The organism is Fodinicurvata fenggangensis DSM 21160 (assembly GCF_000686045.1).
GTDB lineage: Bacteria > Pseudomonadota > Alphaproteobacteria > Kiloniellales > DSM-21159 > Fodinicurvata > Fodinicurvata fenggangensis.
Genome location: NZ_JMLV01000010.1, coordinates 43,913 through 66,467 on the forward strand (window position 1 = coordinate 43,913; position 22,555 = coordinate 66,467).

The following is a 22,555-nucleotide window of genomic DNA, read 5'->3' on the forward strand; positions in this document are numbered from 1 at the left end:
CGCAGGTTTCCAACCAGACACTGTGGTGCCGGGCGAACTAGCCCGGCAACCAGATGTTCGCGCGCAGTCCGCCGCCGGGCGCGTCCTCCAGCTTCAGGTCGCCGCCCTGGCTGCGGATCATGTCGCGTGCAATGGTCAAACCCAATCCTGTGCCTCCGGTTTCCGGATTGCGCGAACTGTCGAGCCTGTAGAAGGGACGGAATACGTCATCGCGCCTGTCCGGCGGGATTCCGGGGCCGTCGTCATCGATCAGGATCTGGACCCCCTTGCGATACCACTGGCCGGTAATCGAGATGTCTCCCCCATAGCGGCGGGCATTGCTGATCAAATTGGCCAGGCAGCGGCGCAGGGCTTCCTTGCGGGCAACGGTGGGCATCGAATGTTCGATGTGTAGGTCCACCTGCGCCCCGTCGCGACGTGCTTCATCGACCACCTGACGCAGGATCTCGCTGATATCGCATTCCTGCGGATTCTCCGTTCCCTCGCCACGCGCGAAAGCCAGATAGCCCTCGATCATGCGCTCCATCTGCTGGATGTCTGCGCGCATGCTTTCCGTGGCGGCCTCGTCGCCCAGCATCGCGAGTTCCAGTTTCATGCGAGTCAGCGGTGTGCGGAGATCGTGACTGACGCCGGCCAGCATGTCCGTGCGCTGCTGGATCTGGCGCTTGATGCGATCCTGCATCTGCAGGAAGGCCGTTCCGGCCAGGCGCACCTCGGTGGCCCCCTCAGGGCGGAACCCGGTAACGTCCACACCACGCCCGAAATTGTCCGCGGCCTTGGCCAGACGCCGTATCGGGCGAACCTCGTGGCGCATGAAGAGTGTTGCCGCGACGGAAAGCACCAGGGAACTGCCAAACATCCATATCAGGAAGATATAGATCGTCGAACTGAAAAGCCGGCGGCGCGGAACCAGCACCTGCAGGACGGAATCGCCCAGGTCCACCTGAATTTCCACATAGTGCGTCAGGCTTTGACTGTCGACAACATAGGGATGCCAGAGCTGCTCGCGCAATGCATGGGTCAGCCGGCTATCCAGGACGGACGGCCAGATGGTGTCGTCCACCTGTTTCAGTTCCTGGTCCGGCAGCAGGCGCATGTTGAGCCACATGTGCGCATCGGCCAGGGCAAACATCTGGACGTTGGTCATGGTCCGCGATTCGCGCTCCAGCACGTCGATGACCGAGGCAATTTCACCGGCCACCGCCTGGCTGAGGCGCCGGGTGATGGATTGATAGTGCCGATCATAGAAAGCCCAGGTGGAAATGCCCTGCAGCAGGATCAGGGGCATGATGATGATCAACAGCGAGCGCGCCAGCAGGCTGCGCGGGATCAGGCGTTTCAGCTTGAAACGTGTGCGTCGGCGCCCGGCCTGTCCGCCCCCCAGGGCGCGTGGGCGGCGTATGTTCTTGGGGTCGTCGGTCATACTATCCGGCGGGCCGGAGTGCTCGTGGCCTGGAGGCGTTCCATGAGGCTTCCTTTCTGCACGGCGCGCTGGGTCAATCGGGCATCAGAACGTAACCCGTTCCACGGACAGTTTGAAGGTATCGAGGAATTTTCTTGTCGGGCTCGATCTTGCGGCGCAGTCGGGTCATCTGGACGTCGATACTGCGTTGGTTGCCGATTTCCGGGCTGGCCTGGGCCAGGCGATCGCGACTGACCGGCACACCCGGCGTTTCAGCCAGGGCTTTCAGCAGACAGCTTTCCGCAGACGTCAGGTGTATGTAGGCTTCCCCGCGGCGCAGTTCGCCACGCGCCAGGTCAAAGGAGAAGCCGCCGAAGAATACCTTGTCGCCGCCACTGTCGGACTGGCCCTGGCCGGACCGCCGCAGGATCGCATTGATGCGCAGGATCAACTCACGCGGCTCGAAGGGCTTCGAAAGGTAGTCGTCGGCGCCGGATTCCAGGCCCGTGATACGGCTTTCGACTTCCTCCATAGCGGTCAGCATCAGGATAGGAATCTGGCGCTCCTGCTGGCGCAGCCAACGGGTCAGTTCGTATCCGCTTTCCCCCGGCATCATGACATCCAGCACGATCAGATCGAAGTCCAGGCCGGCTAGCTTGCCGCGCGCCTCTTCGGCATCTGCGGCGGTACTGACACGCAATTCCTGGTCGCTCAGGTAGCGATGGAGCAGTTCGCGTAACCGCTTGTCATCATCGACGACAAGGATATGAGGCTGGTTCTCGTGCATTGGCATGAACTTGAAGACTATCGCTCAGTGTTCGCCGGGCAGGCGCTGGGAATCACGGTCGGCCAGGAAGCGTTCCCGGTCTTCCTCGTTGATCAGGCCGAGCAGGACCGTTCGGAAGCCGACGACGGATTCCGCGCCCGCCGCGCGATAGGCATGCGCGAAACGCGCCAGCTGGGCTTCGCTGAGTTGCTGTTCGAGGTTGCGTCCCTTGTCCGTCAGGCACAGCAACCGCTGGCGCCGGTCATGGTGGCCCGGTTTCTGTTCGATGAAACCCTCCTCCACCAGTTGGCTGAGGACGCGCGAAAGACTCTGTTTGGTAATCTTGAGAATACGCAGCAATTCGCTGACCGGCAGATCGGGGTTGCGCCCGACGAAATAGATGACGCGGTGATGCGCCCGGCCGAAGTTGTACTTGGCAAGGATACGGTCGGGTTCGGCTGTGGAATCGCGATAGGCGAAGAACAGCAGCTCTATGGCCTGGCGCAGTTCTTCCTCACGCAGGAAAAGCGGATTGATTGCGGTTTTTACGTCAGTCATGTTGACTTATTTGGCTAAAGTTGTTACCTGTTCAAGGTCAGTAGTGACATAATCTAACAAATTCTCCATGTAGCAGGAAATTCCTTGGTCCGCTGCGCTTGACTTCATCGCTGGAACATCCTGTAACAGAGGAGATAGCTGGTTTACCCCCGCCAAGAGGGGAGCCCATGTCTGCTTGTCTTTTATAGGGCCTAAGGACCCCGGTTTTCCATGCTTCCTTTCGATGATCGTGACGGTGTTATCTGGTACGACGGCGCGCTGGTGCCCTGGCGCAACGCCAATCTCCACGTTCTGACGCATGGCCTGCATTATGCAAGCTGTATCTTCGAGGGCGAGAGAGCCTATGGAGGCGAGATCTTCAAGGCGACGGAACATCACCAGCGCCTGCACAAGTCCGCCGAGATCATGGGGTTCGAGATTCCCTACAGTGTCGCCGATATCGATGTGGCCGCTGCAGAGGTCCTGAAAGCCAACGGCATCTCTGATGGCTATATCCGTCCGGTCGCCTGGAGAGGCAGCGAGATGATGGGTGTATCCGCCCAGAAGACGCGCATCCACCTGGCGATTGCCGCCTGGGAATGGCCGACCTACTTTACGCCGGAAGCGCGCCTGGAAGGCATCCGCATGACCGAAGGGAAGTATCGACGCCCCGATCCGCGTACGGCGCCCGTGCATTCCAAGGCGGCCGGGCTCTACATGATCTGCACGCTGTCCAAGCACGAAGCCGAACAGCAGGGCTTCAACGATGCCCTGATGCTGGACTGGCGCGGGCAGGTGGCCGAAGCGACCGGAGCGAACATCTTCCTGGTCCAGGACGGCAAGCTGCACACGCCGACACCGGATTGTTTCCTGAACGGCATAACACGGCAGACCGTCATCGATCTGGCGCGGCAGCGTGGTTACGAAGTGATCGAACGCGCGATCATGCCTGAAGAGTTTGCCAAGACACAGGAAGTCTTTATCTGCGGCACCGCCGTCGAAGTGACCCCGGTCAGGGAAATCGACCAGTACAGCTTCACGCCAGGCGAGATTACGCTGAACCTGATGAAGGACTACGACGCCCTGGTCAACCGGACCCACGACATGGCGGCGCAGACTTCCACCAGCGCAGCCTGAGCAGGCTCACAGCAAGCTGAAAACAGGGCGGCGGATCCTTCGGGGTCCGCCGTTTCCTGTTTCAGCGGTTCCAGCGTTCGCTGGCCTCTTCATCGCTTTCACGTGCTTCCACCCAGAGCTCCTGACCTTCGGACGTTCGCTCGGCCTTCCAGAAGGGAGCTTTGGTTTTCAGCCAGTCGATCAGAAAGTGGCAGGATTCAAAGGCGGCCTGGCGATGGGCACTTGCCGTGGCCACCATGACAATGCGGTCGCCGGCCTCGAGTGGGCCAACCCTGTGAATGATGAGGCTGGCATCCAGGGGCCAGCGCTCGTGTGCCTCGGCTTCAATGCGTTCCAGCATCTTCTCCGTCATGCCGGGATAGTGCTCCAGAGTCATGCCGCTGACCGGTTGATCGCCAGCCATGTCGCGCACCAGCCCGATGAACGAGGTCACACCGCCAATGCCGGTATTTTCCCGCGTCAGCCTGTCGAGTTCACGTCCCGGATCGAAATCCACTTCCTGGACTCGCACCGACATGGACGCTAGCCCCCGGTGACAGGCGGAAAAAGCGCGACTTCGTCGCCTTGGGACAGCGGCGTGTCAGGGCGTGCATATTCCTGGTTCACGGCAACGCGAATGCGCCGACGGTCTCCCAGGGCCTCGGCATAGGCAGGGCCCTGGTTATGCAGCCACTCCAGCAGGCTGGCCACGTCGACCACCTCTTCCGGAGGCGCGACTTCTTCGCTGTCGGCCCCGAGCTTGTTCTTCAGCCAAGCAAAGTATAGCAGTTTCACTCCGAGACCCCTTGTGCTGTTCAGCCGTGGAAGAGCGCACTGTAAGGTGTATAGAACAGCGTGGTCCCGGGCTCCATATTGGTCAAGTCTTCCGGCAGTTCGGCCAAGCCATCGGTTTCGGAAAGCGAACTGAGGATGCCGGCCCCATCGCGTGCGAATTTTTCGGCCAGGGGAAAGCCGTTCTGGTCATGGGTGATGTGCACGCGCAGCCATTCCCGCCTGTCCTTCTTCTTGCGGTGGGTGAAGTTGGCGGTGACTGGGAACTGCGGCGGGCGCTGGGGCGTGCCCCCCATGAGTTGCAGGATCAGGGGGCGCGCAAGCTGCAGGAAAGTGACCACCACCGCTGCCGGATTTCCGGGCAGGCCGATCACGGGCACGCGTGCGATCTGCCCGAGGGCAACCGGCCGGCCTGGCTTGATGGCGAGGCGCCAGAAGTGCAGCTGGCCGCCCGCCTGCTCGACGGCCTGCTTCACATGGTCCTCTTCACCGCCGGAAACGCCACCCGAGGTCACAATCAGGTCATGGTGCGCAGCGGTGCTTTCCAGGGTTTCGGCCAGCGATGTACGCTCGTCCTTCAGTATGCCGAGATCCGTGAGCGCACAGCCAAGAGTCTGTAACAGGCCGAACAGGACCCGCCGGTTCGAGTCATAGATCTGTCCTTGTGTGAGGGTCTCGCCAGGCTCGCAAAGTTCGTCGCCTGTCGAAAGAAGAGCGACGCGCAAGGGGCGGGACACGACCAGCTCGGTTTGTCCAATGGCCGCGGCCTGGCCCAGGTCGACGGCTCTCAGCCTGCGCCCGGCCGGCAAGACCTTCGTCCCTGCACTGATGTCCTCTCCGCTCAAACGGCGGTTGGCCCCCGGCTTGATGCCCGGGCGGATCTCAACCCAGCCGTCCGCCTCCCTGCAGTCCTCCTGCATCATCACGGTATCAGCCCCCGGCGGCATGGGAGCGCCGGTGAATATCCGCACGGCTGTACCGGGCTGGACCTCCTGCTGCCAGGGATGGCCGGCCGCAGCACGTCCGGCCAGGCGCAAGCGGGTGTCCTGATCGGGGTCCAGATCCTCATGGCGCAGGGCATAACCGTCGACCGCCGAATTGTCGCCGGGCGGCACGTCCAGGGCTGACACAAGGTCCTGGCGCAGGATGCACCCCAGGGCCTGTTGCAGCGGGAGGGATTCCGTTTCGGTGACGGCCGTCAGCCGCTGGGCAAGCAGTTCCAGCGCGCTGTCGAAGCGCATAAGCGGGCCGCCATGGGCAAAGCAGTCGTCACTCAGTTGGGCCATGAAGGCTTTCCTGTTTCCATTTCTGCTCCAGGCCGCAATGCAGCTCGATGAAATCCGCTATCGCAGGAATGTCATTCAGGTCGAGGCATGGGAGGGCTGCGGAGGTCCTCTCTGTTTCGAGCGTTCTGTCGGTCAGCAGGGCAACGACATCCGGGTCTTCCTCAGCCAGCATGGGCTTGCCGATATCCGGACGGTATACTTCCAGCTTGGCGTGGGGTTCACGCTTGAAGCCCTCGACGATCACCAGGTCGACCGGTGAGAGGCGGGTCAGCAGATAGTCCAGCGTGGCTTCGGGCTCGTCTCTCAATTCATGCATCAGGGCCCAGCGCTGGTTCGAGGAGACCAGCACTTCGCTGGCGCCGGACTGGCGGTGGACCCAGGAATCCTTGCCCGGCCTATCCACGTCGAACTTGTGATGGGCATGCTTGATCGTGGACACCCTGTGGCCACGTTTTGTCAGTTCAGGCAGTAGCTTCGAGAGCAGCGTTGTCTTGCCACTGCCGCTCCAGCCGGCCAGCCCGATTACCTTCTTCTCACCCGACATCCGGTGCGTCTTGCCTCAATGCGTTTTCATGTGAGCGATTCCTCGCATGAGGTAATCATATCCCGTTATCAAGGTGAGGGCAGCTGCAATCCACAGCAAGAGGTCGCCTAAGACCGGTAGCATCAGAAGAGGTGGTCCTGCCGGCCCCAGCACCAGAACACCCAGTGCCGTCATCTGGACCATGGTTTTCCATTTGGCCAGCCGGCTGACCGGCATGGGCACGCGCAGCTCGGCGAGGTATTCGCGCAAGCCGGAGACCAGGATTTCCCGGCAGAGGATGATGATTGCGGCAAGAAGAGACAGATCGCTAATGTCGCCAAGCGCGACCAGCATGATGATGATGGCTGCAATCAGCAGCTTGTCCGCAATGGGGTCGAGAAAGCGGCCTAGCGGTGACACTTCGCCCATGGAGCGCGCCAGTTTGCCGTCCAGCCAATCGGTCACGCAGGCAAGGATGTACAGCAGAAGCGCAGCCCAGCGCGTGCCTGGCTCGTTGATATAGAGCAGGATGATGAGAGCGGGGATGGCCAGGATTCGTCCCAGTGTCAGGAGGTTGGGCAGGCTGGTCAGCATGAAGTCTCCGCTCTGCTTGGGAACCGGGGCGCTGCGTGGCGTTCCTCTGTCTTAATACGCAATATGACGGCTGCGGTCATGCATGAAAATGCTCATGGATCTTTCGCGCAACCGCATGACTGATTCCATCCACCGCTTCAAGGTCGCTCAGGGCAGCCTGTTCCACGGCCCTGGCCGAGCCGAAGTGGAGCAGCAGGGCCTTCTTGCGCTTGGCCCCGATACCCGGAACATCGTCCAGGCTGGAGGTCAGCCGGCTCTTGCTCCTGCCGGCACGATGGGTGCCGATGGCAAAGCGGTGGGCCTCGTCGCGCAGGCGCTGGATATAGTGCAGGAGCGGGGTGTCCGGTGTCAGCAGGAAGGGGGTGCGGCCCGGCAGGAAGATACGTTCACGCCCGGCATCGCGGTCCGGCCCCTTGGCCACGCCGGCCATCGGAAGATCCTCAATGCCAAGCTCGGCGAAGACCTCTTCAGCCACGCCCAGCTGGCCGCGTCCGCCGTCGAGGAGCACCAGATCGGGCCATTGGCCGCCCTCGCGGTCGGGGTCCTCCTTGATCGCGCGCGAAAAGCGTCGTGTCAGGACCTCGCGCATCATGGCGTAGTCATCGCCGGCACTGTCCGAGTCCTTCAGCGAGCGGATGGAGAACTTCCGGTAGGCATTCTTGCGAAAGCCTTCGGGGCCGGCCACGATCATCACGCCATAGGGATTGCTGCCCTGGATATGGCTGTTGTCATAGACCTCGATGCGCTCGGGCGACGCGTCCAGGTCAAGCAACCTGGCCAGTTCTTCCATGCGCTGGCTCTGGGCGGTGATGTCGGCTTGGCGGCGCGAAAGGGCCTCGCGCGCATTCAGAAGGGCGGTGTCTATCAATTTGCGCTTCTCGCCGCGTCGCGGAACCTGCATGCGAATGCGATGACCGGCGCGCAGTTCGAGGGCTTCCAGCAGCAGGTCCTTCTCCGAAGGTTCGTGGCTCAGGAGGACCAGGCCGGGCACGGGCTTGTTGTCATAGAACTGGGCCAGGAACGCGCCCAATACCTCCGCCGGGTCCAGGTTGCTGTCATGACCTGGAAAATACGAGCGATTGCCGTAGTTGCGTCCCGCGCGGAAGAAGAAGACCTGCAGGCAGCTTTGCCCGCCTTCCTGGTGCAGGGCGATGACATCGGCGTCATTCACGCCTTCCACATTCACATCCTGGTTGGACTGGATATGCGCCAGGGCCCGGATCCTGTCGCGATAGCGGGCTGCTGTCTCGAAATCCAGGTCCTCTGAGGCCTGCTGCATCAGCCGGGCAAACTCTCCCTGGATGGCGCTGTCCTTGCCGGAAAGGAAATCCTGGGCGGCCTGGACCAGCTGTTGGTAGTCCTCCGGGCTTATGCGGCCGACACAGGGGGCCGAGCAGCGCTTGATCTGGTAGAGCAGGCAGGGGCGTGTCCGATTGGCAAAGACATGGTCGGAGCAGGAACGCAGCAGGAAGGCCTTTTCCAGTGCGGTCAGAGTCCGGTTGACAGCCCCGGCAGAGGCAAAGGGGCCATAATAGTTGCCCTCGTGTTCGTGGGCGCCGCGATGCTTGGTCAGGCGTGGATAGTCATGATTGCTGCCGAGATAGATATAGGGGAAGGATTTGTCATCGCGCAGCAGCACGTTGTAGCGCGGCATGAAGCGCTTGATCAGATTGCTTTCCAGCAGCAGGGCCTCAACCTCGCTGTTGGTTCGCACGATCTCCAGGCCACAGGTTTCGGCGATCATGCGCTGTAGCCGACGGGGCTGCTTGGCGATCTGGGTGTAGTTGTAAACCCGTTTGCGCAGGTTCTTGGCCTTGCCGACATAGAGCACGTCATTGCGGCGGCTGAGCATGCGATAGACGCCTGGACTGTCCGGAAGGGTCTTCACCGCCTTGTCCAGCACGGCAACCCCCTGGGTCAGCGAGGCCTCGCCCTCGACCTGGGCCTGGCCTTCGAATGCCGCGCCCGCTTCGGCCAGTCCAGGAGTCGCCCCAGGCATATCCAGCGAGTCGGGAGCGTCGTCATGGAACTGCGGTGCCCGCTTGCCGCCTGCCGAAGGGTCCTTGATGCGTCGGTTGCCTTTTGCCTTTGCCATGGATGATCGAATCCGGTCCCAGTATGCCTTTCGGTCCGTTCTAATTGGGGCCGATGGCCGGAGTCCTGCAAGCCTTCTCAGGCGCCGCTTAATGGAATCGCGCGGAATCTCTGGACTTGCGAATGCTATCCACCAATTCTGTGGATAACTCTGTGATTATCTTTGTCTTGTCAAAGCTGAGGCCCAAGAGAATCAAGCTTTTCTAGAGATTGCCCAATTTTTAATCACAATATTAACTCATTGATTTAAAGTATTTTTTTCTTTGTCAATCGTCATGAAACTGTCACTTGGGAAGAAAATTCAGCTCAAGCGGGGTACCACCTGGTTTCCTTGGGCGATGTGCAAAACTTTCGGAGAGTCAAGCGGCAAAGTCAGTTCACTTGCCCCCAACCGAGGTGCTGCCCGCCATCAAGTGCGATCATCTGTCCGGTTACCGAACCGGCGCCCAGCAGGAAAGTCAGCGTGTTCCTGATTTCGTCCATGTCTGGACCGCGGCGAAGCGGAACTTTTCTGACCTGAGCATTGAATTGCTCCTGGGTCTGGTTGGGGCTGGGCAAGGTGGGGCCGGGGCCAATCGCGTTGACCCGAATGCGTGGCGCCAATGACAGGGCCAGCGTTCGGGTCAGGGTCCAGAGTCCGCTCTTGCTCACAGTATAGCTGATGAAATGCGGGGTCAGGTTCCAGACCCGCTGGTCCAGCAGGTTGATGACCAGGCCACCTCGCTCCTCCGGCAGGTTGCGCGCCATGGCCTGGGCCAGGACGAAGGGAGCCCTCAGATTGGGCTCCATGTGCAGGTCCCAGCTGTCCCGAGTCGTGTCGTTCCATTCATCGCGTACGAAGGTGGCCGCATTGTTGATCAGTACGCCCAGGGGCCCGAGCTCGCGATTCACATCCTCGGCCAGTCTACTTGTCTCGGTTTCGCTGGACAGGTCGGCCTGGAACAGCACGGCCTGACCGCCGCCCTTGCGGATTTCCTCGGCGGTTCCTTCGGCGTCCTGGCGGGACCTGTTGTAGTGCAGGGCTACGCGATAACCCTGCGCGGCCAGTTCCAGGGCCATGGCCTGTCCGAGGCGCTGGCCGGCGCCCGTGACCAGGGCAGATTCCGGGTAGTGGTCAAGGTGCCTTTCGGCGCCGCTCATGAGCCTAGTCCTCCTGCGTTTCAGGCGTGAAGTCCAGGGCGGCGGAGTTGATGCAGTAGCGAAGCCCGGTGGGCTCGGGGCCATCCGGAAAGACATGGCCCTGATGGGCGCCGCAGTTTGCGCAGTGAGCCTCTGTACGGCTCATCCAGAGCTTGCGGTCCTGCTTGGTGCCGACGGCATCTTCGTTGACGGGCTGCCAGAACGACGGCCAGCCCGTCCCGCTTTCGAACTTGTGCTGTGAGGAGAACAGCGGTGTTCCACAGACAACACAGTTATAGGTTCCGGGACGCTTTTCGTTGTAGAGCGCGCCCGTGAAGGCACGTTCGGTGCCCTCGTTCTGGGTCACCTCGCGCTGCTCGGGGGTCAGGTGCGAAAGGTCGAAGCGATCGCTCTGCTTCTCGGCTGTCATGACACTCCATCCTTGCTGATCGGTTGCTCTCGACTCCGGATATTGGGGCGGAAGGGGGCAACTTCCAACGTCAAAGAAAAAGGGCCGGCAGGTTGCCCCGCCGGCCCAAGACAGCTTACTCGACTTAGGGATCTGCTCAGAAGTCCATGTCGCCCATTCCGGCACCGGCACCAGCCGCAGCTTTCTTGGTGTCGGGCTTCTCGGCCACCATGGCCTCGGTCATGATCAGCAGGCCAGCGATGGAGGCTGCGTCCTGCAGGGCCGTGCGCACGACCTTGGTCGGGTCGATAATGCCGGCCTTCACCATATCGGTATACTCACCCTTGTAGGCATCGAAGCCGAAGTTGTAGTCCTTCGATTCGGCCAGCTTGCCAGCTACGACCGCTCCATCCAGCCCGGCGTTCTGTGCGATCTGGCGCACCGGTGACTGGAGGGCACGACGAATGATGTCGACGCCCACCTTCTGGTCGTTGTTGAGCGGCTTCACCTTGTCCAGTGCGGACAGCGAGTGCAGCAAAGCGACACCGCCACCGGGCAGGATGCCTTCCTCGACGGCTGCGCGCGTCGCGTGCAGGGCGTCGTCGACACGGTCCTTCTTCTCCTTCACCTCGGTTTCCGTGGAGCCGCCGACGCGGATCACGGCGACACCGCCAGCCAGCTTCGCCAGGCGTTCCTGAAGCTTCTCGCGGTCGTAGTCCGAGGAGGTCTCCTCGATCTGCGCCTTGATCTGGTTGACGCGGGCTTCGATCTGCTTCTTCTTGCCCGCACCATCCACGATGGTGGTTTCGTCCTTCGTGATGGTGACCTTCTTGGCGCGGCCCAGCATGTCGAGGGTCACGTTCTCCAGCTTGATGCCCAGGTCCTCGGAGACAACCTGGCCGTCGGTCAGGACGGCGATGTCCTCGAGCATGGCCTTGCGGCGATCGCCGAAACCAGGGGCCTTGACGGCCGCGACCTTCAGGCCGCCGCGCAGCTTGTTGACCACCAGGGTTGCCAGGGCTTCGCCCTCGACATCCTCGGCAATGATCAGCAGGGGGTTGCTCGACTGGACAACCGATTCGAGTACCGGCAGCAGCGCCTGCAGGTTGGACAGCTTCTTCTCGAAGATCAGGACATAGGGGTCCTCAAGCTCGACACGCATCTTCTCGCCGTCGGTGACGAAATAGGGCGAGAGATAGCCGCGGTCGAACTGCATGCCTTCGACGACCTCGAGTTCGGTCTCGAGAGACTTGGCTTCCTCGACCGTGATGACACCCTCGTTGCCGACCTTCTGCATGGCCTTGGCCAGCATCTCGCCGATTTCCTTGTCACCATTGGCCGAGATCGTGCCGACCTGGGCAATCTCGGAATTCTGACTGATGTCGCGTGCCCGCTTGCGCAGGTCGGCGATCACGGCGTCAACAGCCAGGTCGATGCCGCGCTTCAGGTCCATGGGGTTCAGGCCCGCGGCCACGGCCTTGCCGCCCTCACGCACGATGGATTGTGCCAGAACGGTGGCTGTGGTGGTGCCGTCACCGGCCATGTCGTTGGTCTTGGTGGCGACTTCGCGCACCATCTGCGCGCCCATGTTCTCGAACTTGTCAGAAAGCTCGATTTCCTTGGCGACCGTCACACCGTCCTTGGTGATGCGCGGCGCGCCGAAGGACTTGTCGAGGACCACGTTGCGGCCCTTGGGGCCGAGCGTCACCTTGACCGCATCGGCAAGAATGTCGACGCCGCGCAGCAGGCGCTGGCGTGCATCCTGTGAAAATTTGACTTCCTTGGCAGACATTTCCTGTCGTCCTTCGTGTTAAGCGGCTTTCTTCGAGGCGGCTTTGCCCTCGAGAACGCCCATGATGTCGGATTCCTTCATGATCAGCAGGTCTTCACCGTCGATCTTGACCTCAGTGCCTGACCATTTGCCGAAGATGATCCGGTCGCCTTCCTTGAGATCCAGAGCGACAAGCTCGCCCTTGTCGTTGCGCGCACCGGGGCCGACGGCGACGACTTCGCCCTGCATCGGCTTTTCCTTGGCCGTGTCCGGAATGATGATGCCGCCGGCGGTACGCTCGTTTTCCTCGATGCGCCGAACCACCACGCGGTCGTGAAGCGGTCTGAACTTCATTGCTCGTCCTCCCAATAGAGACTGACGTGTTTAAGAGAAGGTTTGCTAGCACTCCCTTTCGGCGAGTGCTAAGGCAGGCTTTATTTACGGCCGCCCCAATGCATTTTCAAGAGCCTTTGAGCGAAAAAGAATTCAGTACAGTCAGGAAGTTATTGGGAAGCAGCCTGCTTCTTCTGTTCGCGATAGAAAACATAGAGCCCACTGGCAATCAGGATCGCAGCCCCCAGCACGGTAAAGCCGTCGGGCAGGTCGCCAAACAGCAGGAAGCCGTAGAAAGTGGCCCAGAGGATGTTCGAATAGTTGAACGGGGCAACCACGGCTGCGGCCGCGGCCTGGTAGGCCTTGATGATGCAGAAGTGGCTGGCCCCGCCGATCGCTCCGATGGAGATCAGGCCGACCCATCCCCAGAAATCCGGCGTGGTCCAGAAGAAGGGCACCACGAAGAACATCACGATCATGCCCACCAAGGCGCTGTAGGTCAGGGTCGTCATGGGCGACTCGCTCTGGCTCAGCTGGCGGGTGTTGATGTGATAGAGGCCGTTGGTGCAGGCGGCGGCCAGGACATAGAGTGTGGCCGGGTCGAAGATGTCGCTGCCTGGGCGGATGATGATCAGGGCCCCGGCAAAGCCCAGGAAGACGCCGGTCCAGCGACGGATGCCAACGGGCTCGCCCAGCAAGGGCATGGACAGGGCCGTGACGATCAGGGGGACTGCCAGCATGACCGCAGCCGCTTCCGCCAGGGGGATATGCGAAATGCCCAGGAAGAAGAGGCTGGTGGTCACCAGCAACATCAACGAGCGGAACAACTGCAAGGGCAGGCGGCGCGTGTGCAGTAAGGCCGGCAGGCGCAGGTTCAGCAACGCCACCATGATCAGGACGTGGAAGGTGTAACGCGCCCAGACGATCTGAGCGACATCGTAGCTCTGTGACAGGGTCTTTGCGATGCCGTCCATGCTGACGAACAGGAAGACCGCGAACAGCATCCAGAAGATGCCACGCCGGTTGGCCGCCGCGACGGACAGCGCGTTGACTGGTTGCAGATGCGTTGACATGGAGCCCCCGAAGGCGAATGGATTGTTTTGTCGTCTTCCTGTCCTGGAGTTGTAGCCTCGTTCCGCCGGACGGGGTAAGTGCCAATCCTGCAGGGGTGAACTGCATGGCGAACAGGGCAGGCAGGAAAACCGCAATCGCATCGAAATGTACCAAAGAACAACGGGCAAGGGGCATCAGTCGTGGAAGCAGAAGACAGAGAAACTACGCAGGAAGAGGTTGTTGAATTCCTGAAGGCGCCGGCAAACCATACGGACGGCTCAGACACAGTCCGGCATGTGACGACTCATGTGGCCCACGTCTTCCTGACCGAGAGCCGCGCCTGGAAGATGAAGCGGGCGGTGGCCTATTCCTTCCTGGACTTCACCGATATAGAGGCCCGTGAGGAGGTTTGCCGGCGCGAGATCGAACTCAACCGCCGGACTGCGCCGGAGATCTACCTCGATGTGCATTCCATCACGCGCAGGGCGGACGGTGGCCTCGAGTTCGACGGAGACGGCCCCGTGATGGAATGGGTCATCGAGATGCGTCGTTTCGACGAAGACCAGATGTTCGACCACCTGATCGAAAAGGGCCAGTTGACGCGGGAACATGTCGTCGAACTGGTCGACCGGGTCTACGATCTGCATGAAAAGGCCGAACGCTTGTCCGAACCTTTCGGTGGCGCCGCGGGCCTTGGCAGCGTGATCGAGGAGAATGCCCAGGACATGCAAGCCCTGTCCGGAACGTTCAGCCCCGAGGCCGTGGCCGATTTGACGTCCCGCAGCCGTGAGGGCCTGGCAGGGGTCGCGGGCCTGCTGGACCGGAGGCGCGCGGATGGCTGGGTCAGGCAATGCCACGGGGATCTGCACCTGGGCAACGTGGTCCTCTGGCAAGGGCAGGCGACGCCTTTCGATTGTATCGAGTTCAGCCAGCGCATTGCCGGCATCGATGTCGTCTATGACCTGGCCTACCTGCTGATGGATCTGGTCAACCGTGGGCGGCCCGACCTCGCCAACCTGGCGATGAACCGTTACTTCGGCCGCATGGGGCAACCGCAGGTCCTGGAGGCCCTGCCCCTGATGCTCAGCGTGCGCGCGGCCATCCGGGCCAAGGTGACGGCCGCCGCAGTTGAAGGCCAGGACGACCCGGCAGAAGCCGAGAAGTTGGCAGCAGACGCCCAGGGCTTTTTTGCTCTGGCACTGGAATTCCTGCGCCCGGCCGAGATGCCCAGGCTGATCGCCGTCGGCGGCTTCTCGGGCACTGGAAAGTCGACGCTGGCGGCCCGCTTGGCACCGGACCTGGGCCGCGCACCCGGGGCGTTGCAACTGCGCAGCGACGTGATCCGAAAGCGCCTGAACGGTGTGGCACCGGAAACAAGGCTGTCTGCCGACGCCTACAGCGCCGGCATGAACGAGCAGGTCTATGAAACGCTGTTCTCGGAAGCGGAGACGGCTTTGAAGGCTGGTCACAGCGTGATCGCCGATGCGGTCTGGGCACGGCCGGAGGAACGCAGCCGCCTGCAGGCGGTGGCCGATGCAGCCGGAGCGACCTTCCAGGGGGCCTGGCTGGAGGCGTCCCGTGAAACCCTGGAAGCCAGGGTGCAAGCCAGGCGCAACGACAGCTCGGATGCCGACGTTGCCGTGCTGGAGAAACAACTGACCTACGATCCCGGCACGATCGACTGGTTGCGCCTGGAGGCCGATGCCGGAGCCGAGGCCGTCCTGGAGGCTGCCCGCGATCAGTTGGATATACCGGTCGGGGGCACCTGAGGCCTTCCACGCGCGGACAAATCCCCGCAAGGGGCTTTTCCTGTCGGGCGCAAGGCTTATGCTGGCGGCTACCCGCCCAGCACGATCTTCTCAACAGCACGGCAAGCACCCATGGAGCCCCTGACAGCCGATACTCTTGTCCTCTATATCGCCGGATTCTGCGGGTTGTTCCTGGCCGGCTTCGTGAAGGGCGTGATCGGCATGGGCCTGCCGCTGGTGGCCTTGCCGGTGCTGGCCTATATGATGCCTGTGCCGGAAGCCATTACCGTACTGTCGCTGCCGGTGATATTCAGCAATCTGGTCCAGGCCTTCCAGGGCGGCTATTTCCTGGGTGTGATCAAGCGTTTCTGGCCTGTGATGCTGTCGCTCGTCGTGGGTGTGCTGCTGGGCGTGCAGCTCCTGGTCTCACTGGATCCCCAGCTGCTCTACCTGCTGCTGGGCATTGCCATTACCGGCATGGCATTGCTGACGCTGTCCAGTCCGCGTTTTACCTTGAAGCCCTCCCAGGAGCGGCCGGTCGGCCTTGCGGTCTGTTTCGGGGCCGGGGTCCTGGGGGGTGTTTCCAACCTGCCTGGCCCACCGCTTGCGCTCTATCTTGTCGCCCTGCGTTTGGAGAAGACCTTCTTCATCAGCGCGATTTCGATCTTCTTCCTGATCAATTCTGCGCCCCTCTATGCGTCGCTGGCGCTGCACGGCATCCTGGGCTGGTACGAGCTCCTGCTGTCTGCCTTCGCGGTGCTTCCGGTCTTTGGCGGCGTCTTCCTGGGTCAATGGGTGCGCAGGTTCGTCTCGCAAGCCCGCTTTCAGACCGTGGTGCTGCTGGTGCTGGTGGTCATCGGCCTGTCCTTCGTCTGGCGCGCCTACAGCGGCTAGTCGACAACGTGGAAGCGCGATTTCTGCTGTCTGTCCAGGTGACGTTTCAGCAGCCAGGGATAGAGGAACAGTCCGGCAAAGAAGCCACCGGCATGCGCTTCCCAGGCAATGGCGGGCGCGCCTGGCCCACCCATGCCGCCCAGCATGGCATAGGCGATGTTCAGGGCCATCATTACGGCCGTGAAGGCGGCCAGTTTGCGCCAGCGGGTGGCGCGCTCTTCCCAGGGACGCGCAACGCCAATATGCCCGAAGGCCCCCAGCAGCCCGAACACGCCGCCGGACGCGCCCACGGCTATGGCGGTGACGCCCCAGTTCAGTGCGATGAAGAGAATGCCGCCGGCCACGGCGCTGGTCATGAAGAGAAGCAGGAAATCCCGTCCGTTCAGCGTTCTCTGAACCAGGGTGCCAATAGTGGCGATCCAGAAGCCGTTGAACAGGAGGTGCAGCAGACCTTCGTGAATGAAGACGCTGGTAACCAGGCTGTAGAGGCGTTCCCAGACGAACTGCCCGTTCACGAAGAGATAGAGCGCAAACCAGACGATGAACTGGTAATCCAGGTTTGCCGGCAGGATGGCACGCAGCAGGCTGACCCCGGCCATGACAAGCAGCAGGACCATGACGGTCCGCGGCATGTTCAGGGCCGGCTGGCGAGGCGGCGGAGGCGGCGGAGGCGGCGGAGACGTACTCTGCTCGGGATCTGCGGGCATGCGGTACCTGATCTTTTCATGTCTGGGTCAATTGCGACCCATCGCATGTAGAATGAAACAGGGCCGGAGTCCACGGCCACCGTCCAGCCTTTTGATGCTGCACTGCAAAACTTTCCTTGACGTGACCAGGGCTCGATGTTCCTTGTGACGCCATTTGGAATTCCAAGCGATCAATCGCGGAGAAGAAGATGGACATCAACAAAATTCCCGTTGGCGAGAACCCGCCGGAAGACTGCAACGTTCTGATCGAGGTTCCGATCGGAAGCTCGCCGGTGAAGTACGAACTGGACAAGGACTCCGGGGCGCTCTTCGTCGATCGCTTCCTGCACACGGCAATGCACTATCCCTGCAACTACGGTTTCATCCCGCACACGCTGTCGGACGATGGAGATCCCATCGACGTGATGATCGTCTCCCGCCGACCGATCCTGCCGGGTGCCGTGGTTTCGGCCCGTCCCATCGGCGTGCTCATCATGGAGGACGAAAAGGGCGAGGACGAGAAGATCCTGGCGGTGCCCTCCGACCGGCTGCATCCCTATTACAGCGGCATCCGGACCTACACCGAACTGCCGGAAATCCTGCTGGATCAAATCACGCACTTCTTCGAGCATTACAAGGATCTGGAGAAGGAGAAGTGGGTGAAGGTGAAGCGCTGGGGCGATGACGCCGAAGCCCGCAAGATGATCGAAGAGTCCATGAAGCGCGCCGACGAGAAATCGTCCGCAGCCTGAGGGACAGCTCTTCCCGGACAAGGGCCCGGTGCCCGCCCCGGCTTGGGGCGCGCCGGGCCTTTTTCGTTTCGGACGGTCTTGGCCGAGATTTACTGGAAGGCGACTTCCGTGATGCTGCGCAGCTTGCGGGAATGCAGGCGTTCACGTTCCTGACTCTGCAGGCTTTCCAAGGCTTTCAGGCCGATTTCAAGGTGCTGGTCCACGCGTTGGCGATAGAACTGCCCGGCCATGCCGGCCAGCTTGATCTCCCCGTGCAGCGGCTTGTCGGAAACACAGAGCAGCGTGCCGTAGGGGACGCGGCAGCGGAAACCGTTGGCGGCAATGGCAGCAGACTCCATGTCCAGCGCAATGGCGCGTGACTGCGAGAGTCGGCGCATGACGGCCTTGTGCTCGCTCAGTTCCCAATTGCGATTGTCCACGCTGGCCACGGTGCCGGTGCGCATGATTTTCTTCAGGTCATAGTCGGACAGTCCGGTCACTTCGGCCACGGCTTTCTCGAGCGCAACCTGGACCTCTGCCAGGGCTGGAACCGGCACCCAGGTCGGCAGGTCCTCGTCCAGCACATGATCTTCGCGCACATAGCCATGCGCCAGGACATAGTCGCCCATCTTCTGGGTGTTCCTGAGCCCTGCGCAGTGACCCAGCATCAGCCAGGCGTGGGGACGCAGGACGGCCACGTGATCCGTCATGGTCCGGGCATTGGAGGGGCCGGCCCCGATGTTGATGATGGTGATCCCTGCATTGTTCTCGCCGACCAGGTGATAGGCCGGCATCTGCGGCATGCGTTCGGGCGGCTGACCCGTGGTCTCGAGCTGCCCGTCTTCATTGATTCGGGTCACCACGTTGCCCGGTTCGACAAAGGCCAGGCAGCCGGCGTCGCCGCGCTCGACCCGGCCGCGCCCGATGCGCACGAAGGAATCGAGGTAGAACTGGTAGTTGGTGAAGATCACGAAGTTCTGGAACCAGGAGGGGCTGGTGCCGGTGTAGTGGAGCAGGCGGTGCAGCGAATAGTCGATCCGGCCCGCCCGGAAGAGCGCCAGGGGCTGGGGGGTATCGTGATCGGCGTCCAGCGTGCCGTTGATGATGGAGTCATCCATGCCCGCCAGGTCCGGAACATCGAACAGGTCCCGCAAGGGCCGGGTTATGGCATCCGGGTCCTGCTGCAGGGGGCCGGTTTCCAGGTTGATGTCCCGCTTGTAGGCGAAGTGCACCGGGATCGGTTCGGCTGACTCGCCGATCTGGACCTCTACCTCGTGGTTCTCCAACAGCAGGGCGATCTGTTCACGCAGATAGTTCCCGAAGACATCGGGCCGGGTCACCGTCGTTTCGTGAATACCGGGCCGTGAAACGAAGCCATAGGCATAGCGAGAATCGACCAATGCGTGGGAGGTGGTGGCCACACGCACGAAGGGATAGGTGGCGCGGCTGGCCTGCAGCTGTGAATCACCCCCCAGATAGGCTTCAAAGCGTTCTCTCAGGAAGGCGGTATTGCGTTCGTAGATTTTGCGGATGTGGGCTTCGGCAGCCGTGGCATCCGTGAAGGATTCGGTCGGGATGGTGGGGGGGGTGACAACGTCCGGCATGGTACCTTTCACACTGACTTCTTGATGCCTGCTTCAAGCCCTGAGTCCTGATCTGAATAAGTCTACCGGTTCGCCGGGTACGCGCAAAGCTGTAAACGCTGCGCCCTTGGCTTGCTTGCATGGCCCCTGCGAAACCCCTGATCATGATTGGATTGTTCGCGCTGGCATTGTAGAAATCGCTGGTATATCTTGGACTGCAAGAAAAAGGGTGATCGGCAAGTAGCCAGTTCGACCAGAGGACCGGAGGCAATCAGGAGCAGGCAGGGCTCCCGTTTCCCGGAATATGGGGCAGCGGAAATGGCACGAAAGAGGGCCAGAGGCGTCGGGCGTCCGTGGAAGTCGAGGTTTCGCATTCCCCTGCGAATCAACATCATACTGCTATTTCTCCTCCTCTTCGCCATCCTGGGTCTGGTTCTGGGAGCGGTTGCGAGTCGCAGCAGCCAGCAGCTTGTGGACGAGACGGTCTCCACTTCCTTTCACAAAAGTGCAAGCCTGGCACTCCTGGAGTTGCATCAGCTCCAGGATACGGCCCGCTCGGCAGCTGACTCGCTGGCCTCGAACCCGATTATCGAGACCCGGAACGAAGAGGAGCGCAGCCAGCAGTTTCATGCCTTGGCCACGGTGTTGAGGGCCGTCCCCGGTGTCTCGGCCGCCTATGTGGGCTGGCCGGATGGCGATTTCCTTTTGTTGCGCCCGGTAGGGCGACTCGAGGAACAGCTTGATGCTCCCGATCAGGCCCGGTGGCTGGCACAGTGGGCAGACAGCGGTGGTGCGCGCTTCGAATTCCTGAACGAGAGGCTGGAGGTTGTCGAGATCCGCAATGACGTGGAGTACGACTTCGATCCGCGCGAGCGGCCCTGGTACAAGGGTGCACAGCAGAGCGACGAAACCATCGTCACCAGTCCTTATGTCTTCTTCACAACCCGCGAGCCTGGCATCACTGCGGCACGGCGCTCCCAATCGGGTGCCGTAGCGGGCGTGGACCTCTCCCTGTGGGAGCTGTCGGACAGGCTGCAAAGTGATCGTGATGCACTGACAACAGAGGCGGCCATCCTGGATTCACAGGGCAGTGTCCTGGCCTATAGCGATATAGGCCGTCTGCAGGAGGTGGTGCGCAGCGGGGTCAGTGAGGACATGAGCACACTCGAGGCCCTGCCGAAAGCGGACAAGGTCGGTCCCCCCGTCCTGGCCACCCTGTCTGAGCAGAGTAAGGGACTGCAGGAGGATTTTACCGGAACGCTCTCCGTCGAGGGACGAGACTGGCTTTCGACCCTCGTGCCCTTGAACGGGCAGGGGACCACCTTTGTCATGGCTGCGCCCATGCAGGAGCTGGCAGCCGGATCGCGTCAACTGCGCACGCGGTTGTTACAGACCTTCGGAATCGTGATGCTGTTTGTCATCCCGGTTGTCTGGCTTGCCGGCAGGACCCTGGCGCGGCCCGTCGAGCGCCTGGCCAGCGATGTCGGCCGCATAGCCGAACTCGATTTCAGCGCACCGCAAAGGCGCCAGACCTGGGTCAAGGAGCTGGAGGAACTCAACGATTCCGTCGAGCACTTGCGCTTGTCCCTGCGCGAGCGCGTGACCGAGCTGCGGTGTCTCTATGATGTACTGGAGCTGACATCAGATCGTTCCAGGTCGTCGACGCAGGTATGCCGGGACATCGCACAGGTGCTTGAAAACAGTCTGATCCAATTGCGCACGCCGGCCGTGCGCATCAATGTGGAAGGAGAGGACTGTCTCTCCCGGAACTGGTCTGCGCCGGTAGCCAGCTACAAAGCGCCCATAAAGAGCGTCTACGGTCATGTCGGTGTCATCGAGGCCGGACCGCGCGATTCTGTAGAGGCACAGGAACGTGGAGAAGAGGTCCTGATGAAGGAGGAGCGCGATCTGATTGACGGCGTAGCGGATCATGTGGGGCGCATGCTGCGCAGCCGGCAGATGGCGGAAGAATTGATCCAGTCCGAGCGCCTGCGCGCCCTGGGGCAGCTGACTGGCGGTGTGGCGCACGACTTCAACAATCTTTTGACCATCGTCCTTGGCAATACAGAGGTTCTGGGCAGCCGCCTGGAGGATCCCTATCTGCACGAGCTGGCGGAGACGGCGGCCAGTGCTGCCGAGCGTGGCGCTGAGCTGACCCGGCGCCTGCTGGCATTTGCCGGCCGGCAAACCCTGGAACCACGGTTGTTGAACCCCAACGACCTGGTTGTAGGGCTCGATGCTCTTTTCCAGCGCACACTGCGCGAGGATATCCAGATCACGACCGATTTGGCCGAGGAGGCCTGGTCGACCTTCGTGGACCCGGTTTTACTCGAGGTGGCCCTGTTGAACTTGGTTATCAACGCACGTGATGCCATTGCATCCGGCGGTCATGTTCGCCTTGAGACCTCGAATGTGACCTTCGATGCCGAAACCGCGAAGTCCTTGCAGATAGCTGCCGGCGACTATGTCATGATTGCCGTGGCCGACAATGGAACGGGCATGCCGCCCGAGGTCGAGGCGCGCGCCTTCGAACCCTTCTTCACCACCAAGGACATCGGCCAGGGCAGTGGCCTGGGCCTCAGCATGGTTTATGGTTTCGTGCGCCAGTCGCAAGGACATGTGCATATCGAGTCCCGACCGGGTGTGGGGACCACGCTTCGCATGTACCTGCCGCGCTCGACAGAGGCGGCACCGCCCAGATCGACCACTTCCCCGGCAAAGCGCAGCCTGCCGAAAACATGCGGCAAGCTGTTGATTGTGGAGGACGATGAGCTGCTCCGTGGCTATGCCGAGAGCCAACTGGAGAATCTGGGGCACCAAGTCGTTGCGGTGAGCAATGGAGATTCGGCCCTGGCGGAGCTGGAAGCGGCAAAGGATTTCGACCTTCTGTTCACGGATATCGTCATGCCCGGAAACATGGATGGACGGCAACTGGCAGCGAGGGCCCGCGAATTGGAGCCTGGCCTGAAAGTTCTCTTCACCTCGGGATATGCTGAAGAAAAGATTGCGCAGGAGGAGGAAAACCTGCCCCCAGGGACAGGGATCCTGCACAAGCCCTATCGCCGCTCGGAACTGGCGCAGAAGATCGGGAAGCTGCTGGCAGCAGGGAGCTGATTTC

The 22,555-nt window shown here is 61.6% G+C and carries 21 protein-coding genes; 5 read left to right on the forward strand and 16 right to left on the reverse strand.

The features are described from left to right. Positions 1–37: 37 nt before the first annotated feature. From BP38_RS0113460 to BP38_RS20705, 3 genes are all read right to left on the reverse strand, one after another. The gene (locus BP38_RS0113460; protein WP_081816670.1) at positions 38–1,423 is read right to left on the reverse strand and encodes an ATP-binding protein; all 1,386 of its coding nucleotides are present in this window, start codon (positions 1,421–1,423) and stop codon (positions 38–40) included. Positions 1,424–1,496: 73 nt separating this feature from the next. Beyond that, entirely contained in the window at positions 1,497–2,189 is a 693-nt protein-coding gene (locus tag BP38_RS0113465) for a response regulator (RefSeq protein ID WP_026988153.1), read from the reverse strand. A gap of 24 nt (positions 2,190–2,213) precedes the next feature. After that, entirely contained in the window at positions 2,214–2,726 is a 513-nt protein-coding gene (locus tag BP38_RS20705; RefSeq protein ID WP_051609361.1) for a MarR family winged helix-turn-helix transcriptional regulator, read from the reverse strand. Positions 2,727–2,936: 210 nt separating this feature from the next. Between BP38_RS20705 and BP38_RS0113475 the strand changes: the two genes are divergently transcribed. Continuing rightward, entirely contained in the window at positions 2,937–3,842 is a 906-nt protein-coding gene (locus tag BP38_RS0113475) for a branched-chain amino acid aminotransferase (RefSeq protein ID WP_026988154.1), read from the forward strand. Between the two features lie 61 nt (positions 3,843–3,903). Here BP38_RS0113475 and BP38_RS0113480 read toward each other — a convergent pair whose 3' ends face one another. From BP38_RS0113480 to BP38_RS0113530, 11 genes are all read right to left on the reverse strand, one after another. Next, positions 3,904–4,359, reverse strand: a complete 456-nt coding sequence (locus tag BP38_RS0113480; RefSeq protein ID WP_026988155.1) for a molybdenum cofactor biosynthesis protein MoaE — start codon at positions 4,357–4,359, stop codon at positions 3,904–3,906. A gap of 5 nt (positions 4,360–4,364) precedes the next feature. Beyond that, positions 4,365–4,616, reverse strand: a complete 252-nt coding sequence (gene moaD, locus BP38_RS0113485) for a molybdopterin converting factor subunit 1 (protein ID WP_026988156.1) — start codon at positions 4,614–4,616, stop codon at positions 4,365–4,367. Between the two features lie 20 nt (positions 4,617–4,636). Beyond that, positions 4,637–5,899 (reverse strand): molybdopterin molybdotransferase MoeA, encoded by a 1,263-nt coding sequence (locus tag BP38_RS0113490; RefSeq protein WP_026988157.1) that lies wholly within the window; start codon positions 5,897–5,899, stop codon positions 4,637–4,639. Further along, positions 5,883–6,443, reverse strand: coding sequence for a molybdopterin-guanine dinucleotide biosynthesis protein B (gene mobB, locus BP38_RS0113495; protein ID WP_026988158.1), 561 nt, complete (start codon positions 6,441–6,443; stop codon positions 5,883–5,885). The genes BP38_RS0113490 and mobB overlap by 17 nt, the downstream gene beginning before the upstream one ends. A gap of 15 nt (positions 6,444–6,458) precedes the next feature. Further along, positions 6,459–7,016 carry a CDP-diacylglycerol--glycerol-3-phosphate 3-phosphatidyltransferase gene (gene pgsA / locus BP38_RS0113500; protein ID WP_026988159.1) on the reverse strand — a complete coding sequence of 186 codons (558 nt, stop codon included), beginning with the start codon at positions 7,014–7,016 and terminating at the stop codon, positions 6,459–6,461. A 76-nt stretch (positions 7,017–7,092) separates the two neighbouring features. After that, positions 7,093–9,015, reverse strand: a complete 1,923-nt coding sequence (gene uvrC, locus BP38_RS20710) for an excinuclease ABC subunit UvrC (protein WP_081816682.1) — start codon at positions 9,013–9,015, stop codon at positions 7,093–7,095. A 467-nt stretch (positions 9,016–9,482) separates the two neighbouring features. After that, positions 9,483–10,250, reverse strand: a complete 768-nt coding sequence (locus BP38_RS0113510; RefSeq protein WP_026988160.1) for an SDR family oxidoreductase — start codon at positions 10,248–10,250, stop codon at positions 9,483–9,485. A gap of 4 nt (positions 10,251–10,254) precedes the next feature. After that, the gene (gene msrB, locus BP38_RS0113515; protein ID WP_026988161.1) at positions 10,255–10,659 is read right to left on the reverse strand and encodes a peptide-methionine (R)-S-oxide reductase MsrB; all 405 of its coding nucleotides are present in this window, start codon (positions 10,657–10,659) and stop codon (positions 10,255–10,257) included. A 136-nt stretch (positions 10,660–10,795) separates the two neighbouring features. After that, positions 10,796–12,430 carry a chaperonin GroEL gene (groL, locus tag BP38_RS0113520; RefSeq protein ID WP_026988162.1) on the reverse strand — a complete coding sequence of 545 codons (1,635 nt, stop codon included), beginning with the start codon at positions 12,428–12,430 and terminating at the stop codon, positions 10,796–10,798. An 18-nt stretch (positions 12,431–12,448) separates the two neighbouring features. Then, positions 12,449–12,763: a co-chaperone GroES gene (groES, locus tag BP38_RS0113525; protein WP_026988163.1), complete on the reverse strand. Its 315-nt coding sequence runs from the start codon at positions 12,761–12,763 to the stop codon at positions 12,449–12,451. A gap of 149 nt (positions 12,764–12,912) precedes the next feature. Next, the gene (locus BP38_RS0113530) at positions 12,913–13,815 is read right to left on the reverse strand and encodes a DMT family transporter (RefSeq protein WP_162175163.1); all 903 of its coding nucleotides are present in this window, start codon (positions 13,813–13,815) and stop codon (positions 12,913–12,915) included. Positions 13,816–13,995: 180 nt separating this feature from the next. Here BP38_RS0113530 and BP38_RS0113535 point away from each other — a divergent pair, with 180 nt between their 5' ends. Together BP38_RS0113535 and BP38_RS0113540 are read left to right on the forward strand one after the other, a co-directional pair. Continuing rightward, positions 13,996–15,564: a bifunctional aminoglycoside phosphotransferase/ATP-binding protein gene (locus tag BP38_RS0113535; RefSeq protein ID WP_026988165.1), complete on the forward strand. Its 1,569-nt coding sequence runs from the start codon at positions 13,996–13,998 to the stop codon at positions 15,562–15,564. 111 nt (positions 15,565–15,675) lie between these two features. After that, positions 15,676–16,437: a sulfite exporter TauE/SafE family protein gene (locus BP38_RS0113540; RefSeq protein WP_026988166.1), complete on the forward strand. Its 762-nt coding sequence runs from the start codon at positions 15,676–15,678 to the stop codon at positions 16,435–16,437. On the opposite strand, the gene BP38_RS0113545 is transcribed toward BP38_RS0113540, so the two are convergent. Beyond that, positions 16,434–17,144, reverse strand: a complete 711-nt coding sequence (locus tag BP38_RS0113545) for a rhomboid family intramembrane serine protease (RefSeq protein WP_035725292.1) — start codon at positions 17,142–17,144, stop codon at positions 16,434–16,436. The genes BP38_RS0113540 and BP38_RS0113545 overlap by 4 nt on opposite strands. A 188-nt stretch (positions 17,145–17,332) precedes the next feature. Here BP38_RS0113545 and ppa point away from each other — a divergent pair, with 188 nt between their 5' ends. Continuing rightward, positions 17,333–17,875, forward strand: coding sequence for an inorganic diphosphatase (ppa, locus tag BP38_RS0113550; RefSeq protein ID WP_026988168.1), 543 nt, complete (start codon positions 17,333–17,335; stop codon positions 17,873–17,875). An 89-nt stretch (positions 17,876–17,964) separates the two neighbouring features. Here the strand turns inward: ppa and BP38_RS0113555 are convergent, their stop codons facing one another. Beyond that, a complete protein-coding gene (locus BP38_RS0113555; RefSeq protein ID WP_026988169.1) occupies positions 17,965–19,458 on the reverse strand; it encodes an AMP nucleosidase in 1,494 nt (497 codons plus the stop codon). A 297-nt stretch (positions 19,459–19,755) separates the two neighbouring features. Between BP38_RS0113555 and BP38_RS21895 the strand changes: the two genes are divergently transcribed. Further along, on the forward strand, positions 19,756–22,551 hold the full coding sequence (locus BP38_RS21895) for an ATP-binding protein (protein WP_051609363.1): 2,796 nt from the start codon (positions 19,756–19,758) through the stop codon (positions 22,549–22,551). Positions 22,552–22,555 lie beyond the last annotated feature (4 nt).